The organism is Anoxybacillus sp. B2M1, assembly GCF_001634265.1.
In the GTDB taxonomy this organism is placed as follows: domain Bacteria; phylum Bacillota; class Bacilli; order Bacillales; family Anoxybacillaceae; genus Anoxybacteroides; species Anoxybacteroides rupiense.
Map to the genome: position 1 here is coordinate 2,176,528 of NZ_CP015435.1, position 17,542 is coordinate 2,194,069.

General features: G+C 37.5%; 12 protein-coding genes, 2 pseudogenes and 2 CRISPR repeat arrays (1 of these 16 cut by a window edge). Of the genes and pseudogenes, 5 read left to right on the forward strand and 9 right to left on the reverse strand.

Translation table 11 applies throughout. The annotated features are described in order from the left end of the window. Positions 1-31 precede the first annotated feature (31 nt). Together GFC28_RS10565 and GFC28_RS10570 are read left to right on the forward strand one after the other, a co-directional pair. Positions 32-400, forward strand: coding sequence for a VOC family protein (locus GFC28_RS10565; protein ID WP_044743908.1), 369 nt, complete (start codon positions 32-34; stop codon positions 398-400). Positions 401-487: 87 nt separating this feature from the next. Continuing rightward, positions 488-1,364, forward strand: a pseudogene (locus tag GFC28_RS10570) (acetyl-CoA hydrolase/transferase C-terminal domain-containing protein); the annotation flags it as partial. A gap of 475 nt (positions 1,365-1,839) precedes the next feature. On the opposite strand, the gene GFC28_RS10575 reads toward GFC28_RS10570, so the two are convergent. The 4 genes from GFC28_RS10575 to GFC28_RS10590 all read right to left on the reverse strand — a co-directional run bounded on the left by GFC28_RS10575 (position 1,840) and on the right by GFC28_RS10590 (position 5,829). Further along, positions 1,840-2,289, reverse strand: coding sequence for a hypothetical protein (locus GFC28_RS10575; protein WP_044743898.1), 450 nt, complete (start codon positions 2,287-2,289; stop codon positions 1,840-1,842). Next, a complete protein-coding gene (locus GFC28_RS10580; protein WP_044743899.1) occupies positions 2,286-2,894 on the reverse strand; it encodes an ATP-binding cassette domain-containing protein in 609 nt (202 codons plus the stop codon). The genes GFC28_RS10575 and GFC28_RS10580 overlap by 4 nt, the downstream gene beginning before the upstream one ends. After that, the gene (locus tag GFC28_RS10585; RefSeq protein ID WP_044743900.1) at positions 2,891-4,864 is read right to left on the reverse strand and encodes a hypothetical protein; all 1,974 of its coding nucleotides are present in this window, start codon (positions 4,862-4,864) and stop codon (positions 2,891-2,893) included. Before GFC28_RS10585 ends, GFC28_RS10580 begins: the two co-directional genes overlap by 4 nt. Positions 4,865-5,490: 626 nt before the next feature. Next, entirely contained in the window at positions 5,491-5,829 is a 339-nt protein-coding gene (locus GFC28_RS10590; protein ID WP_044743901.1) for a mediterrocin family bacteriocin, read from the reverse strand. A 251-nt stretch (positions 5,830-6,080) separates the two neighbouring features. Here GFC28_RS10590 and GFC28_RS20100 point away from each other — a divergent pair. The 3 genes and pseudogenes from GFC28_RS20100 to GFC28_RS10605 form a co-directional block, all read left to right on the forward strand. After that, positions 6,081-6,387, forward strand: a pseudogene (locus GFC28_RS20100) (transposase); the annotation flags it as partial. A 24-nt stretch (positions 6,388-6,411) separates the two neighbouring features. Next, positions 6,412-8,245: direct repeats of the CRISPR family, unit length 30 nt; unit sequence GTTTCAATCCCTCATAGTTAAGATACAAAC. Between the two features lie 538 nt (positions 8,246-8,783). Beyond that, complete coding sequence (locus GFC28_RS10600) at positions 8,784-9,380, forward strand: TetR/AcrR family transcriptional regulator (RefSeq protein WP_044744709.1); 597 nt, start codon at positions 8,784-8,786, stop codon at positions 9,378-9,380. Between the two features lie 9 nt (positions 9,381-9,389). Beyond that, on the forward strand, positions 9,390-9,851 hold the full coding sequence (locus GFC28_RS10605) for a DUF2269 family protein (RefSeq protein WP_044744710.1): 462 nt from the start codon (positions 9,390-9,392) through the stop codon (positions 9,849-9,851). A 265-nt stretch (positions 9,852-10,116) separates the two neighbouring features. On the opposite strand, the gene GFC28_RS10610 is transcribed toward GFC28_RS10605, so the two are convergent. From GFC28_RS10610 to liaG, 5 genes are all read right to left on the reverse strand, one after another. Further along, positions 10,117-11,850, reverse strand: coding sequence for a M56 family metallopeptidase (locus GFC28_RS10610; protein ID WP_044744711.1), 1,734 nt, complete (start codon positions 11,848-11,850; stop codon positions 10,117-10,119). Between the two features lie 355 nt (positions 11,851-12,205). Next, on the reverse strand, positions 12,206-12,886 hold the full coding sequence (locus GFC28_RS10615; protein ID WP_044744712.1) for an ATP-binding cassette domain-containing protein: 681 nt from the start codon (positions 12,884-12,886) through the stop codon (positions 12,206-12,208). 11 nt (positions 12,887-12,897) lie between these two features. After that, the gene (locus GFC28_RS10620; protein WP_044744713.1) at positions 12,898-13,695 is read right to left on the reverse strand and encodes a hypothetical protein; all 798 of its coding nucleotides are present in this window, start codon (positions 13,693-13,695) and stop codon (positions 12,898-12,900) included. A gap of 774 nt (positions 13,696-14,469) precedes the next feature. Beyond that, on the reverse strand, positions 14,470-15,234 hold the full coding sequence (locus GFC28_RS10630) for an ABC transporter permease (RefSeq protein WP_044744715.1): 765 nt from the start codon (positions 15,232-15,234) through the stop codon (positions 14,470-14,472). A 647-nt stretch (positions 15,235-15,881) separates the two neighbouring features. After that, complete coding sequence (gene liaG / locus GFC28_RS10635) at positions 15,882-16,745, reverse strand: LiaG family protein (RefSeq protein WP_052660998.1); 864 nt, start codon at positions 16,743-16,745, stop codon at positions 15,882-15,884. 468 nt (positions 16,746-17,213) lie between these two features. Next, positions 17,214-17,542: direct repeats of the CRISPR family, unit length 30 nt; unit sequence GTTTCAATCCCTCATAGGTAAGATAAAAAC (it continues 1,900 nt past the right edge of the window).

Below are 17,542 nucleotides of genomic sequence, written 5' to 3' on the forward strand. Positions count from 1 at the left end.
TTTGAAACTGATCATGGAAGGGATGAGAAACATGCGGTTCACTTTTTTGGAAATTGACCATGTTCAAGTGGCCGCTCCAAAAGGCTGTGAAGAAAAAGCGCGTGAATTTTACGGGGAGCTTTTAGGAATGCAGGAAATTCCCAAACCAAAAAACTTGCAAAAGCGCGGCGGAGTCTGGTTTCAATGCGGAAATCATCAGCTGCATATTGGGGTGCAAGAAACTTTTCAGCCAGCTGTAAAAGCACATCCTGCCTTTCATGTCAAAAATCTCGCCAAACTGCGCGAACACTTAATGGCCAAGGGAATTGAAATCAAGGAGGAGGAGCCGCTAGAAGGAGCCGATCGTTTTTATGTCAGTGATCCGTTTGGCAACAGACTTGAATTTTTAGAATGGTTCTAAGCATGAAACAGTCGCCTGAGCCTTTGTTCATTCGTTCTGAACCACCGGATTCCATCAAGATTGTTGATACATCCACAGGCTAAAGTAGGAATCGTTTTCACCAACCAACCGGATTCACCATCTACCATCGTTCCTCCAGACGCAGAAACAGCGGCGATGGCGAATCATTTCATCCGTTTTCTTCGAAAAGAAGTAGCCGCAGGCCGGCTGAATGAACATTTAGCTCCTTTGCAGGATTGGTTCGATTGCCAACGCGGTTCTATACGGTTTGTTAGATTCTGAATTTCCCAATTTGAAAGTTTATTCAGAAGTTCTTCAGGACGCTATGTTTGATCTGATCGATGCGGGAAAAGTCCGGTTTGCTTCCGGCTGTTCCATTACTCTATCACAAGCCAAAATGAAACAAGTATATTCCAATATGGATGCTTACCGAGACAAGTTGATCCTTCGTCCCCAAGAAATTTCCAACCACCCAGAAATCATTCGCCGTCTCGGACTCATTTCCATTAATACCGCCTTGGAAGCAGACATATACGGAAATATTAATTCGACCCACGTCCGCGGCACCAATATGATGAACGGCATCGGCGGTTCAGGCGATTTCGCTCGCAATGCCCGACTAACGATCTTCGTAACAAAATCCATTGCCAAAAACGGAGCCATTTCAAGCATCGTTCCATTCGTATCACACGTGGATCATACCGAACACGACGCGGATGTTCTTATCACAGAATATGGCTATGCTGATCTTCGCGGATTGGCGCCAATCGAACGCGCACCCCTAATTATTGAAAACTGCGCACATCCAAGTTACCGTCCGCATTTGTGTGAATACTTCCAAGAAGCGCTTAAACGCGGAGGCCAAACACCTCATCTCCTTGAAAAAGCATTCTCATGGCATGTCCATTATGAAAAATACGGGACCATGCTGGAAGAAAAACGGCCATTGCAGACGCAAAGCTAAAATACAAAGCGGGGACACCCTTGCAAGGCGTCCCCAACTCACTTTGTCCCTCATCTGATTCCCCCTGCATCGCATGCTCCCGCCTGTTTTCCTCTCAAGTACTTGTTTGCAACCCTTTCAATATAGCTAACACAAAAGCGTTAGATCTTACTCGCTGATTTTAAGCTTTTATTCCACATAGCGAAGATAAAAACCGGCCAAGGTAGTAAGTTTTCGTACAACATCCTGATGTTTCAATCCCTCATAGTTAAGATAAAAACCCAAAAACCATGATAAAATCAGCAGTTGGAAAATGGATACAATTTTATTATAAACTTATCTTAAAATTCGAGCCATTGTTAAGTAACCAAAAAGTTGTATACTGAAAAATAAGCTCCGAATAATCCCCTTCTGAAAACAGATAGGGTTTATTTGGAGCTTACCATCTTGAGTAATGGGTATACGTTGTATATACCCTGACGAAATGATTGGTATACTATTCTTTCAACTCCCACATTTCATTGGCTTTAGAAAATAATTCTTCTAATTCAACTTTATATTCTTCAACTTTTTGGGCAGCAACCGTATCGTCCTTATTAATTGGTTCCATATTTTCATCAACGTAGATTTCATATGCTACCCCATCCTTCTGTAGTCTGAAACCGTACTCATATCCACCAAATATTAGTGGCCATATAATTAAAGTTTCTCCTTTTTCATTATTAGCAACTACTAAATTTCCTGTGAAACGTAAATAATTTGGTTTTTTAACACTATAGATATAACCATCCTCTTTTTTAATAAAATGTAACCCCCATTCATTTTTGGGGATGTCTTTTACAAAGTTATTATACTTGATAGTTGTTATTAAAAACCAGCTTAAATTCCAAATAACAAATATTAATGTAATCAGTAGGAGGATTTTTTTTCCGGTTAATTTCGTCATAAATTTACCACCCTATTGCCTCGCTTTTTAATTTCTTCGTCGTGTGTCACAAGTATAATCGTTTTGCCCTGCTCATTAAATTGATTTAAAATGTCGAGTACAGCCTCGGCATTTTTCTTATCAAGAGAACCTGTTGGTTCATCAGCCAATATAATATCACACTTCTTCAGCATCAATCGAGCCAAGGCTACTCGTTGCTGCTCTCCCCCGGATAAAGTATATACCTTTTTATTTATCTTCTCTTCTAGACCAACCTTCCTCAAAACTTCTTCTATAGATAAATCCGTCCGGCAATCTTTACGAATCATCTTCAAATTTTCTTTAACAGTCTTATTATCAACTAACGCGAAATTTTGAAACAAAAAACCGATTTTCGTTCTAAAATAATGCAAATGGTTTCGTTTGTTTTTAATGTCAATCCCGTCAACAATAATGTCACCATGGTCGATTTTTTCTATAGCGCCAATCATGTTAAGCAAAGTCGTTTTGCCACAGCCGCTCGATCCAGAAATTATGACAAACTCGCCATCTTCAATCTTTAAATTAAAATTTGAAAATACGATTTTTTCGTCAAATTTTTTCGTTAAATTCCTTATTTCAATCATATATTTCCTCCTTTCAATATTTTGGAAATTTTGGCATTCTCAATTTTCCATATATAAAACACAATCACTAATAGCTCCAATACAATGATAACAACCCCTCCGACTACTAAATAATAGACATCGCTTAGTCCGAGTGCATACGCTACCCACACTGCTGAGATAATACTTAGTAAGGTAGTGACTGCTGTCATCAACACAATTTTTCTGTTTTTTTCGAATATGCTGTGCCCTAATACCTTCTTGATCGAAAGCTCAATTGCATTCACTTCATACTCCAATTTAATAATAGAACTAATGATGATCCATTCTAATAACAATACCAGCAAACTAAAGATAGAATTCATATACAACACTCTCTTGGCCATAACCCACTTATTTTTATAGTTTTCAAAAACGTTCGTTTTCGCCACAATCTGTCCCTTTAAATCATGCGCTTCAACAAATCGATTAAATTCCTGCTCTGATGGTATTTTATACATTATCTCATGTACATAAGTGATAGGGGATTGATTTTCTATCGGAAATTCAAGTGCGTCTGCCGCACGATTATCATAAATAATAATCGGATCTTTCACTAATTTACTTCCATATGTATAATTTTCATCAATAGAGATAATCTCTTTATTACCAGTGTAATAAATGAGATCGTAATCATCTGTAAATTGATCGCCTATATAAAATAAGATTGCACTATTTATTTCGTCAATAATCCTCGCATCTCCCTTCCATTTTTTAGGTAACAACACATAAATCTCCTTAGTTAAAGGCTGATTCCGCAACTCCTTAATTTCGCCTGACAAATAATCAAGCGCATTTTTATTAGCTAAAATGCCTTGCCCGTTGAACAATCCCGAAGTGCTCGCCAATAAAGTGGCATTATATTTATCAAAAAATTCCTTGTAAAATGTTACTTGCACCATCGTACTTTCATTTCCTCCAACATCAAAAGCAACATCACTATTTTCAACTGGTTTATACTCTAATCGAGTGTAATAATAATCCGCATAGTCTTTAAAAAAAGATTTCTGCTTATAAAGACGATATGATTCAGAAATTAACATGATATTGCTTGAGAGAACGAAAATTGTAATCACTGCTGTTACGAGCTTTAAGCCATAATTCAGAGAAAGAAGCTTTTTAGAGCCTTTGACATTCGAAAAAACTTCTTTCACATTGAAAAAATACAAATTGACGTACAGAAATGCGTTCAGTAAAAGCAAAAGTGAAAAGAAAATCAAAGAAATGTCCAGCCTAAAAAACACGTACGTATACTTGGATAGCACATAGACAACGATGACAAATAGCGAGATCAATACGAACGAATCTAATACAATATTACGCCAAACAATCTTACTGATTCTTTCTCCCAGCGAAATCCGAATCAGATTTTCTTTCTTTTGCAAAATTACATCATAATAGGAAAGCAATAAAATAATACTAGTAATCAGCAGCCAAATCGACATGATTGTATTTCTTGATTCCTTGCTGACATAGCCATCTTTAGGATGATTGCCTGCGTACTTATTAATCAAATCCATTTTAAATTCATAAACCTGCTTGTCACGTCCAATGACGTAAAAGTCGTGTACATTTTCCATTGTCGGTATGTCTTCCAGCTGATGAAAGGTAAAACGGAGGCTTCCTAAAAAAAGGCTCATATATTCCCGTTCTGATAGCTGTACCTGTTCGTTGAGATGTCTTTCCACACCTGATGTTCCATAAATATCAAACTCCGTCAGAAAGGTACTGCGGGGGGATCGGATGAAAGTAAAGACGTCCACTTTATGACGCTCTGCTGAACGAAGGATATCCTGAACCATTTCTTCATCAGTTGTGTCCGACTGCAAATACATAGTAGTATGGTCAAATCTTGTATAAAAATTATCTAAATAAAAGATATGGCTTTCTCCGATAATAAGCATGCCAACAAATATGATACAAAAACTAATAATATACTTAATGGCTTTCAAATAAACCCCTCCGCCACTTTTAATGATTGTCACTCAATATATTTTCTTCATAGACTTTCATGTGTATATTTGGTAATTTTAGAAAATTTCCTGAATTCATTTCCTTTATGATCGATAAAAACTTAAGAAAATAAGAAACAATTCTTCCATAGAACATTTTCATTTGAAGCAAAAATAATACCTATATTTAGAATTACTTTACCATGAACCTCTAATATTAACTCTCAAGATCACCTATGAAAATGTGTTCTGTTGTTTATAGATTGAGATATAAGGCTATGTATATACTATACTCCATCATTTTCGTGCTGGGTGTTCATATAAAATAATGTTTCCAGAAAGAAATTCCTCAGTGTATTTAAGTAATATGTCAAGATGGTTAATCAATCTTTGAAATATACAGTTACGGCGGCTTCATATCATAGTTTTTTATTTTTTCCACGATTTAATTATGATCTGAAGCCGCCTCTTTTGTGTTATATTTCTTTTATTTCGATCGGATCCTTGCAAACATGATTGAAAATTTTAAAGCAACAAATAAGTAAATAGTTTATGGATTTTATACACTTGCTGTGCTTGAGCCAGTTGAACAATAGGATTCAACTAGTACCATGGACATTGTTAATTTAATAAGTTATTGAATAATAAACGGTTGAACCACTATGTGTAACCTCTATACCAGCCCAATTACCAGCGCTGTCCTGATCAGAGAAAGTGCCGTTAGCATTTCTTACTTTTGCGATATGACTTGTTGTACTATGTTTTGTATGGGTGGTAAAATCCTCATTTATAAAGTCAGTGTTAAAACCATATTCAATTACCCAATTCGTACCACTATTGTATGCTGTCCAAGATTTGTCAAAGTTTCTCCCTTTGCTTGAATATTCATACGTTGCAGCAAATGCAGATGTCGATGAAGCTAATAGATCTAAAGCTAAAGAAGCAGAAATTAATGATTTTTTCATATGATCTCCCCCTAAAATATTGAAAAATTGTTAAGTGCTTAAATATGAATATTTTATCATAATATACATTTTTTTCAATATATTTTTATCTATTTTTAATATTTTTTTAATCATTCATTTAACATTATCTTTCTTAACTAATGAACGTGTTGTAAAGCGCATAACAAATGCATAAATGCACATAAAAAATCCACCACCTTGGAAATCATATACAGTGACAAAAAATAACTCTCCAAGGGGTGGACACGATCATGATTTCCAATTGGAACAGCGAACATGCATGGTCTTATGAAATCAATCCACTTTTAGCCTCCTTATTTCGATATATTGACTCTCTGTCGTTGCCAGAAACACCGTACGTGACAGGAAGATCGCCAGTGTCGAAAAAAATCGTTGTTGAAATGTTTCTTTTTGAAAACCTATTTTGCTATTAATTCCTTGAGAAAATTCGTACGCATCCTGCAACGTTTTCGCTGTTTTCAACGGGCCTGTGGGCTTGGCGAAGTCCCTTATCTGTCTATGTTTTCGCGTGCGGTGAGATGGTTTCAGAAACGCGGTGGAGATCATGAAAAATGCAAAGTTGTTTTAATCCCTTATAGTTAAGATAAAAACACTGGGGAGATTACAGCATCACATACGATTACCAGAGTTTCAATCCCTCATAGTTAAGATAAAAACGCCGTACGTCGAACACGCTGCCATTCTTTGCTGTGAGTTTCAATCCCTCATAGTTAAGATAAAAACAATTACTCGTTGAGATCGCAAAGGCGATGTGACAAAGTTTCAATCCCTCATAGTTAAGATACAAACTGAGGCAAAGAAAAAGTCAAAGCCAGTCAAAATGAATTGTTTCAATCCCTCATAGTTAAGATACAAACGGCTGCCATCGCAATGACAGATGCTCCCGATGCAGCGTTTCAATCCCTCATAGTTAAGATACAAACTGTCGATGGTGCTGTCCTCATCGTTATGATCGATTCTGTTTCAATCCCTCATAGTTAAGATACAAACGTAGATTTCTCAAACGTGCCAGCTTTAGCATTTTTGAGTTTCAATCCCTCATAGTTAAGATACAAACCGCCAGACAAAAATGGTTGGGTCATTCCACTCGGCTTGTTTCAATCCCTCATAGTTAAGATACAAACAATTTTACCCGTAGCCTTTCCGAAGTGAACAGAAAATGTTTCAATCCCTCATAGTTAAGATACAAACAACTGTTCAGGAGGTCAAACTCTATGAAATTAGCATTGGTTTCAATCCCTCATAGTTAAGATACAAACATTCAATCCGTAGGCCGCGCTGGCCGGGTGGGCCAGGTTTCAATCCCTCATAGTTAAGATACAAACCTTAAAGCCCTTGATGAAGAAAAGCGGCAAGTGGAATGTTTCAATCCCTCATAGTTAAGATACAAACGCAAAAGGCAATTGGCTATGCACTTACAGGCGATAGTTTCAATCCCTCATAGTTAAGATACAAACTCTCCCATTTCAGCGAGGATTTCTCCGAACATATCCAGGTTTCAATCCCTCATAGTTAAGATACAAACAAACGAGCAATCTCATCGTATACATAAACAAGAGTATGGTTTCAATCCCTCATAGTTAAGATACAAACCCACATCGAAAGAAACGATTTTCTTTTCCCCTGCCGCGTTTCAATCCCTCATAGTTAAGATACAAACTTTGAATCTGGCCACCAGTTACCAATTGATGTACTCCTGTTTCAATCCCTCATAGTTAAGATACAAACGCTAGGACAAAACATTATGAGTGAGCTGCAAAATGAAGTTTCAATCCCTCATAGTTAAGATACAAACTTCGCCCAGTGGAGGAACACCGAAAGACCGTGGTTCCGGTTTCAATCCCTCATAGTTAAGATACAAACGACATCGATATCATGCTTGGGAGGAATGAAATGTGGGTTTCAATCCCTCATAGTTAAGATACAAACCTTTTTGTCTCACTTTCCGCAATATAGTTGAAAGATGTTTCAATCCCTCATAGTTAAGATACAAACGACAACTGCTGTTCCACCTTCCATATCACGTTGAATGTTTCAATCCCTCATAGTTAAGATACAAACTTTGTAATGTGGAACGTTATCTTTGATCTTAATACCTGGTTTCAATCCCTCATAGTTAAGATACAAACATCATCTAATGCTTGTTGCATGATTTCAATTCGTGTTTGTTTCAATCCCTCATAGTTAAGATACAAACACTTTCGATGGAAAAGTATAAACCATATTTCTCTTTAGTTTCAATCCCTCATAGTTAAGATACAAACGTAGACATCGTTCCGTCAGTCGTGATGGAATACGTGTTTCAATCCCTCATAGTTAAGATACAAACCGTGTCCCCCATGTTTCATCAGTTCCAGTGCTTCTTGTTTCAATCCCTCATAGTTAAGATACAAACCCAAAAAATCATGATAAAATCAACATTTGGAAAATGGATACAATTTTATTATAAACTTATCTTAAAATTCGAGCAATAGCTTCTTTTTCTGATCGCTGTAGGAATTCTGGCGGTTAGAAAATTGTCGTCGATCCCCCGGGTTTTTGACGCTACTGGAGGTCGACGACAGTTGAGATATTGGATCTATGATGCGCACGTAATCACCAACTTCCTAAAAGTTGAATTTCTTTAATACGTGTTCTATCTCAGTGGGATGAGACCGACACATCGGCTTCTAGTTTAGTTGAATTTCTTTAATACGTGTTCTATCCCCGTTTTTCTGAAATAGATTCCCCCTTTCAGTTATCCCTCTCCAAAATTCTGCACTTAAGGAAACAGGCTCGAGCCTATCTCTTTTCAATCGAATCATCATCATGCCAACACGGAATCTCACAATCGATCATTTTATCTGGCCAATAAAATTTTTTATTTACAAACCGACGGTCGGTATTTATAATTAATGATAAATACTCCTATACCCTCGAAAGGAGGCACATAATTGAAGCGTGAACAAAAACGAGAGCAAACGAAGCGATTGCTATTGGATGCTGTGAAAGAATTAATTTATGAAAAAGGATGCACCAATACAACACTCCATGACATTATGGAGCGTTCCGGGTTGTCTAAAGGAGCTATTTTCCATTATGTAAAAAGCAAAGACGAACTTTTCAGTTGGGTGTTGAAGGAAAGGCTCGACAAAATAAACGAGCGCTTCTTCCATCAGGCTTCGCAAAAGGCCTCATTTGAGGAACCACTCTATGAAATCACATCCCGATTGTCAGATCTGGAAAATCCGCAAGATCCCGGCAATCAAGTGCTCATGTACCTTTTAGGCAAAAGCGATCAACCTGATATAAAAAAAATACTCCAGCAATATTATGAACAAGCCATTCATATGTCCAAATCATGGATCATTGCTGGACAAGAGGCTGGCGTTATCTCACAGTCCATTGATGCCGACAAAACAGCAGAGTTATTTACGCTTATCTCATTTGGTTTGCGGATGCGCAGCGTCATTGATTCAAACGGCTATTTCTTTAATCAAGATTTTGCCGAACTGATCTCTGAAAGGCTTCAGTCAAAGGCAGAAAGGTAGGAAAAACATATGAAACCTCTGTTATTTGTGCATATTGTCGGGGTTGTCCTTTTTTTAGGCAATATTAGCGTGACGGCTTTCTGGAAAATGCGGGCAGATCAAACGAGACACCGTGACTTCATTCATCGGACTGCCAAAAATGTCATGCTAGCTGATTTCGTTTTCACTATTCCGGGACTGTTGCTCATTATCATATCTGGAGTTTGGATGGCTGTTCAAGCGGGATATCTCGTTTCAGGATTTAATTGGCTAACCTTGTCCTTGATATTATTTGCATTGACAGGAATACTTTGGGCTGGAGTGCTGCTTCCTTTGCAACGCAAAATGATACATCTCAGCGCTCCAACTGCCGAAAACGAATTCAACATAGAATCGTACCGCCAGGCGTCGCGGCACTGGATGATATTCGGAACGCTCGCAACATTGCTCCCTGTTCTCATCTTATACCTTATGATCAGCAAAGGGGTCTGATGGTCAGAATTTAACATATCCAATGAGAAATCTCCCACCTTTAAACAGAGTTTAGGTGGGAGAAGCTCATATGCGGATATACAATGAAATTTAATATGATCGTTAGCCAATGAGGACTAGCAGAAATGTTATAGAGAAATGGTAAGCTAGCTATTTCCTGTTTTCATGATTGCTCCCTTCATAAAATGGAATATTTTGTATATAAAATACATATCAAGCCACATTCAAACCCTTCAATCGGAGGATTTGGAAGAAGAATGGAAGTCTATAGATTTTTCTTCCAATTGGGCAGCGATTCCTGAAAGCGGCTGTTCCACCATAATTTTATTTTCCCTATGTTCCATCCTGTTTCTGTTGTTCGAAGCGAATGAACACGCCAATACATGGGCGGATGAGACATAAACTGAAATTCCAAAAATCGAAAAAAACAAGAATCCCTTTCCAAAGAAGACAATCTTTCGTCCTTTTCCTCCGCTTCTTGCTCTTCTTCAGGAACGACGTGGTATCCGATTGCTTTTTCCGATGCTTGATCTTGATGCTCAGAGAGGATGGTCAAACTTTTGGCCATTTGAACATTCCCGCCATCCAACAGCGTTGCTCCTAAATGATCGGCCCGTACTTCCATCCACTGCGTAATCAGAGACTGGAAAGCAGGAAGCAGAAAAATTAAAATCCAAAGGACGAAAAAAACGAGGATTTGATGGTTTTTTAGCAAATTCGGATAGGTTTCATGTATAAAGAAAATACCGATGACAATCCATCCAATCAAAACAAATCGCAACAACTGTCCAGTCAAGACGTCTCGCTTTTTGACATGAATGGCCTCATGAGCCAAAATGCCTTCAATGGCTTCAAGGGGAAGCTTCAGCGTTTCCGAAGTCAGCGCCACCAGTGATCGGCCAATATTAGCGCCTGCCGCCAACCCATTATATTCGACCGATTCTGTGACATAAATAGTGACATGGGAAAGTCCAGCACGCGAAAAGACTTTCTCGATGATCGGAAGCAACTGAGGATCGCTTATTTCCTTCATATCTAAAGCCATTTTTAATACGCGATCAGAAATCCACAGATTGAATATCCAAAATAGCAAAATAACCATGGCCGTCACAAGCGGGCTGATACCCATAAAAGTGAAAAGTGTTAAGAGAGCCGCATAGGCTCCTACTCCTTTCACCGTTGCCGCAAAATACCCCTTTCCTAGAAGACGCTTCCAATTACTTTGATGATAAAAAGGTTTTACCTCGATCTCTTCTAGTTTCTTCCTTTCCTCTCTGAGGACGAAATCCATCGATTCCGATGGATCAGGGGTGAGATAGATTTTTTCGCCGGAAAAAGATAATTTCCACGTTTTCCCCACGCTGGTCGTATAGTCCGTATGAGGAGAAAACAAAGAAAAAAGCGGAAATAGTTGCAACACATCCGGCCGTGTTTGAACGCTTGCTTCTGAAAGCTCCTTTAATGGATACTTTTTCGTTTCGATAAAAGATATCGCATATAGCGCCTCTTCCTGTTCTGCGTAAAAAAAACGAAGAGAGCGAAACAGTCTTATTCTTTTCGTCAGCCCAGCCACAAGAGAGACGAAGCTGTACAAAAGTACGAGCGTGATGGGGGAATTCGGACCGAAAAGGAAATAAAGAACAGCGATGCCCATAAACAATCCCGCAAATAAGAAATCCAATAGGATACGCTCTTTATTCTTAGACAATACAATTTCTCTTGATCCTTGTTTTTTCAGTTTACCGATGATCTCTTGCGATTGGGCACCGCTTCTTTCTGGCACCGGAAAGCTAAAAAAGCTAAATAACAATATAGAAAAAATAATCGTCGCTTCTAGAAACCCTTGTTCCAAAAACACATAGACGATCCATCCAATTCCGAATATAGCAGCGAATATACCTACATACACAGACGAACGCCATTTTTTAAAAAAATCTACCAAGAAGCTGAGAAAAAAGCCGATCACAGCGGTTAAAATTGATATAGTCAAATCCGGCATAAATCGTTCCTCCTGTCCGATTGAAAAAGCGCAAGAAAACTACCTACTATGTTTATCTTACCTGATAGAAAACAAGATTTCCATAACAGGAAAAATTAGATAAAAGGAAGATTGCGTATTTCGCCTGAAATAAAAGGGGGAAACTTCCATGATAGAAAGATAGGATGATACACGGAACGAATCGTTCGAACCATTGATCATGGATTTACCGTCACAAGCCTTTTTCAACTCTCTCATGGCTCACTTCCCCCGTTGCAGAAAGAAATCTTTGCGGTTGCTGTATTTTCGTTTTTGTTTTGGCATATGAAAAGCACCGCCCTTGATGGACGCATCCATCAAAGGCGGCGCTGCCTTTTTACGTATGTGGCGTGAATTCGGACTTGCGGTTGTTCAAAGCACTCAAACATCCCTTGTCCATTTTATAAACCTCATCACAAAGAAGGTTAATGTCTTCTGAGTTATGGCTTGATAAGAGAATCGTTACATTTTGCGTTTTTAAATTTTTTATTAAATTTCTGATGTCTGCTACACCGTCCTCATCCAGCCCATTCATTGGCTCATCTAAAATAAGAAGGCTTGGTTTTTCCATAATCGCTTGAGCTATACCGAGTCGCTGTTTCATCCCTAAAGAATAATATTTTGTAGGTCTTTTATCTTCAGGGTCTAACCCTACGATTTCCAAAGTCCTTTTGATTTCCTCCAACGAAATTATCTGATTAATGGAAGCCAATAGTTTCAAATTTTCAAGGCCTGAATAATGAGGAAGCAGGCCGTTTTTATCTAACAACAACCCTATGTTTTTAGGGAATTTCCCTGAAGTGATTGGGTCGCCAAATATTTCAACCATGCCTGAGGTGGGTCTGATCAGTCCGGCTATAACTTTAAATAGCATGGTTTTTCCTGATCCATTCCTACCCACGATTCCGCAAATTTTCCCCCTGCTAACTTCTAAATGAATATCCTTTAAAATCTTATGGCCCTTTATCTCCTTACTAAGATTTACAATTTTCACTGCACTGTCATTATGGCTATTCATCATATCCCACCTTATAGCGTATTCTTATGTAATAGACTGTCCATGCGTTTACAGCATATATAATGAAAGAGTATCATGATCATAAAAATTACAAAGAAATAGTAGCTCAATGACCATGCAAACGGAGAGACCTCTACGTTTCTCGCTGCAAGAACGCCCTGTGAAAACGGCAGCCATTTATTCACATATGGTGAACTTTGTAGTAAACCTACTGATATGAAAATAAACATAACAGAGATGCTAAAGCCTGCTATTGAATTGCCAGTCAATATCGAAACCACATGACTCATTAACACAACGAAAAAAGTCAACAAGATCAGTAAAACAAATTGAAATAACATGAGTTTTAGAGGAGTATAAGTGTTCAACAAAGGAATATCATCTAAACTAGCACTCATGCTTTTTCCGCCATTTATCAGGTATGATAATAGCATGGAAATGGAATACCCTATCGAATAATAAATCACGATAAATATAAAATTAGCTGAAATCATCCCATTTAACCATAAAGAAAACTGACCTGCTCTTGGAAGTATCCAAAGGTTGTTTTCATTAAGTTGTTTGTTTAAAAAATTCCCACATAAAACATATATCGGCGTTTGATGTAGCAACCATCTTAACAAATCAAAATTAAAATAAGCAGGTCCATAGTAAAATGTTATTAAAAGAGAAGCAGGTCCAGCATTTTGCCAATTATAAAAATTGAATGACACAAAATGAAAAACCACAAAAGTTAAAAGGATGATTATCAAATTTCTTTTATACAACAAAGTACGAAGAAAATACCTTAAAAGACGTAAATATTTCATGATTGCCTCCAACTAAAGTCCATCTTTTTCACCCGCGATATTCCTATAAACAATAATAGGGTCAAAACCGTTCCCCAATAGATTATGGACTGGACAAAGTGACTATAAAATGAGCTCCCCATTTTTCCTACTAAAACATGATAAGTGAATGTAAACGGATAAAAGAAAGTGATTTTACTTAAATATATAACGATGCTAATCACATTAAAGCCGAGCGTGATGATAAAGCTAATGACATTATTTCGGACGATTAAGTTAGCCACAAAAAAAGTGATTCCCAATGTTAGAAAAAATAAATAAACGAGGAGTAGACTAACTAACACCAACGTCGCCGGCTTTATATCGTTATATTTTAATAGGAAGTCATATACGGCCGCCCCATATTCACTCCACCTGTTTTCAAATTTCAATGTCAACAATGATTCAAGGAGGCAAATGAAAACCGACGCTAAAACAAATAATAAGGTTGCCATGCCCATACTGATAACAGAAGTGTAAAACCATTTAGCGCGGCTGGCGAATTTAATCATTGCGTACTGATCAAACGAACGAAAAGTGGTGAAAGGAAAGATACTCACTAAATAAATTAATGATAAGAGAAAGAATACATGGAAAAAATCATGAAATGAAAACAATAATAAATCGAAAACATTTTTTTCCTCTTTATACATGAAAAAAGAATAAAAACGAAAGAGACTGATGATAATAAGGAACAATAGAATCGTATAAACAAACTTGCCGCTATAAAGAATATTAAGCAATCTAATGCTCAAATTACTCCGCATGTTTGGCAGCTCCTATAAAAAATAATGCAACTCCTATGATTAACAATATCAAATCGTAAAGTGCGACGTATGAAATCTTTAAATCAGGATCATACTCTAAATCAAATAACATAGCAGAATTGAGGAATTTGTTGATTTGAAATAACAAAGTTCCAGAAAAGATATAAAAAGCAAAAGGAAAAACAATGGTTAAATACTGATTATGAATAAATGTAGATACGCCAAGCGCTAAAGTAGAAAAAACGACCCCGCAAACAAAGCTATTCAAAATCATGATCAAAACAAATAAAACCGGCGAATACTCGTATACCCCGCGCAAGACTATGATATTTAGAGTATCTACAACCGACACATCAAATTTTTTTATCAGTAAAAAGAGGATAAACGATACAAGCAGGCTTGATGCAATCACATAGCCGCTTACTAGTCCGTTTACCAGCAGGCGAATCAGCAAATATTTTTTTCGGCTCATTCGATAAGATATATAGTGGATGAAGCCAGTGCGAACATCCGTTACATAAGAAGCAGCAAACGGTAAAGAAACTAACACGGGAAACAATAAACTTAATATGGCTGACGTTCCCTCACTATGTGAGTACATAAATAAATAAATGGCGTTTACACCTGGGTACGGATGAAAAATAAACTCAAAAGAGCCTATAAATATGCAAGCGAAAATTAATAGTTGACTAATTAAAGTGTTTCTTGAAAAAAACGCCCTTTTTAACTCGCTGACAAAATATCCATTCCCCATGTTGTCTCATCCCTCCCTTTAAAACCCACAAAAGCTTAAAATAAGGCATTCTCGATTCACTTTTTTATAAATAGAATGCCAATGAAGATGGACAGATTTCTCGGCTATCCCTTCCATTAATGTAGCCATACTCCCCTCTCTAATAAGCAGGGATGGCGAGCGGACGATCCAACAACGCCGCTTGCAGACGCATTCATTTCTCTGAAAACAGCTGGTTGTTCGGTTCTCGGCCAAAAAAAAACCGAATTCTCCTTAATTGAATGGGTATCTATCTTCTCGTTCGCTCAAGATCATGTGCAAATGAATGGGATGTCGAAATCATTTATCACTTGTATATAATCCATCAATAGTAAGTGATGTGAAAAATTTTTCTTCATTTTATTCAAAAATTCCTTCTTTTTTTTCAAAAAAATACAAAAATAGTCTTTTGGAAATGCGATTCAATGGATTTATGAATCACATTTTGTAACTTATTTTTTTATAAAGTAAGAGAAAGCGCAACATCTAGATCCATTCAGTTGAAGATTCTGATCAATGTCTGTTCTTGTCGATGCTGCTTCTAAACAGGTTAATCATTGAAAAAGCAGCCTGAAACACAAAGATAGGAATCAGGCTGCTTTCTTAAATTCATATTGTTCTCCGTTGTTTTAATAAATGTTTATATGGCCGCTCGATACATTTAGATCGATAGGATGTTCACCGGATCCATGGACGCCTTTGATGCTTTTATGCTCTATTTTTTTCTTGGTTAACGGAAAATCACATGTGATATTACCGCTGCTTGTTTTTCCGTTTAAAGTAAAATCAGCACTTTTCGGAAGATGAAGATCCACCCCTCCGGAACTGACTTCAATATCCACAGCCCCTGTTAATTCGTCCATTTGCATACTTACATTTCCAGATGATAAATCGGCCTCAATCGCTCCACTATAATGCCGCACCTTGAGATTTCCCGAACGAATATCAAATGTTCCTGATTCTGCCGTTAATGAGTCGATATCGGCATTCCCCGATGAACTGTCGTGTTCAAAACGTTGAACCGATATATTTTTTAGTTTGACGTTTCCTGAGCTCACATCGAACAGTAATTTATCTAGTTTCATCGGTTTATTTTTTGAATGACCAGAGAAGCTCAAATTCCCTGACCCCAGATTTATCACCATGTTTCGATCATAATCTTCAGGGATATAAAGATTCAGTTTTGCCTTGTTATGAAATGGCCACCCAAACCGTTTCCGCTCCACACTTATACTCACTTTATCTCCCTGACGCTTAACTGTCAGTTTTCCCTTTCCATCTAAATCAGCTTTTATGTCTTCACGGTGTTTCGGAATAATCGTTGTGCTGACACCTGAAATATCCATTTCAATCATATCAATTCCCTCTGATGTAACCGACTGGTTTTTTGGCTTTCCGAAAGGCCACCAACTAAAATCAACTGGATTCCAAAAGATAAGGGATAAGCTAATCAATCCAATAAGACCTAATAAAACAGGAATTTTCTTTTCCAATGTTTTTCCTTCCTTTCCCATTAAATTTTACATCAGTTTCTTCACCCTACTTCGAACCATCAACTTTTTCAGGCGCCCTTAAAACGGCTGAACCTCACGCACGATCTAATGCTTCAGTCACCTTCCATTTAATGGAATATTCGACATTTTGCCTCGATCTACAACTTGGATGGAATAAGATCAAGCGACTCTTCCTTTTCTTATTGTAAGAATACAGTAAAAGGGAATGTTCCAAAATGGACCTCAAATGTATATTCGAATAAGACTTGAGGCTTATATGATAATAAACAAATAATGGGGTCTATCCCCCATCACGTAAATGTAATGAGGGAAGACCCCATATATCTACCGCATAACATAAAATTTGATCTTAAGTTTCCTGATGTGTTTTCTTAAAGCCATTTCAATCACCACAGCCCTATAATTGACGCGCCGTCGATGGCAGTAAAAACACTGTGCGTGCAAAATGTTTTTATTCCTTGTAGTTAAGATAAAAACGCGGCAAAGGCGGTTTTCCTGTATGATCTAGATTTGTTTCAATCCCTCATAGGTAAGATAAAAACCCGAGTCACTAATAATCTTGTCGTATGCATCAATGAGTGTTTCAATCCCTCATAGGTAAGATAAAAACGATTTTAAATGAAATATATAAAAATACATTGACAAAAGTTTCAATCCCTCATAGGTAAGATAAAAACGATACGGATTTTCGCAAGTGACGTTTCAGGCTCGTTGATGTTTCAATCCCTCATAGGTAAGATAAAAACGGTCATGCTGTGACCTGGGAGTTTTGGGGA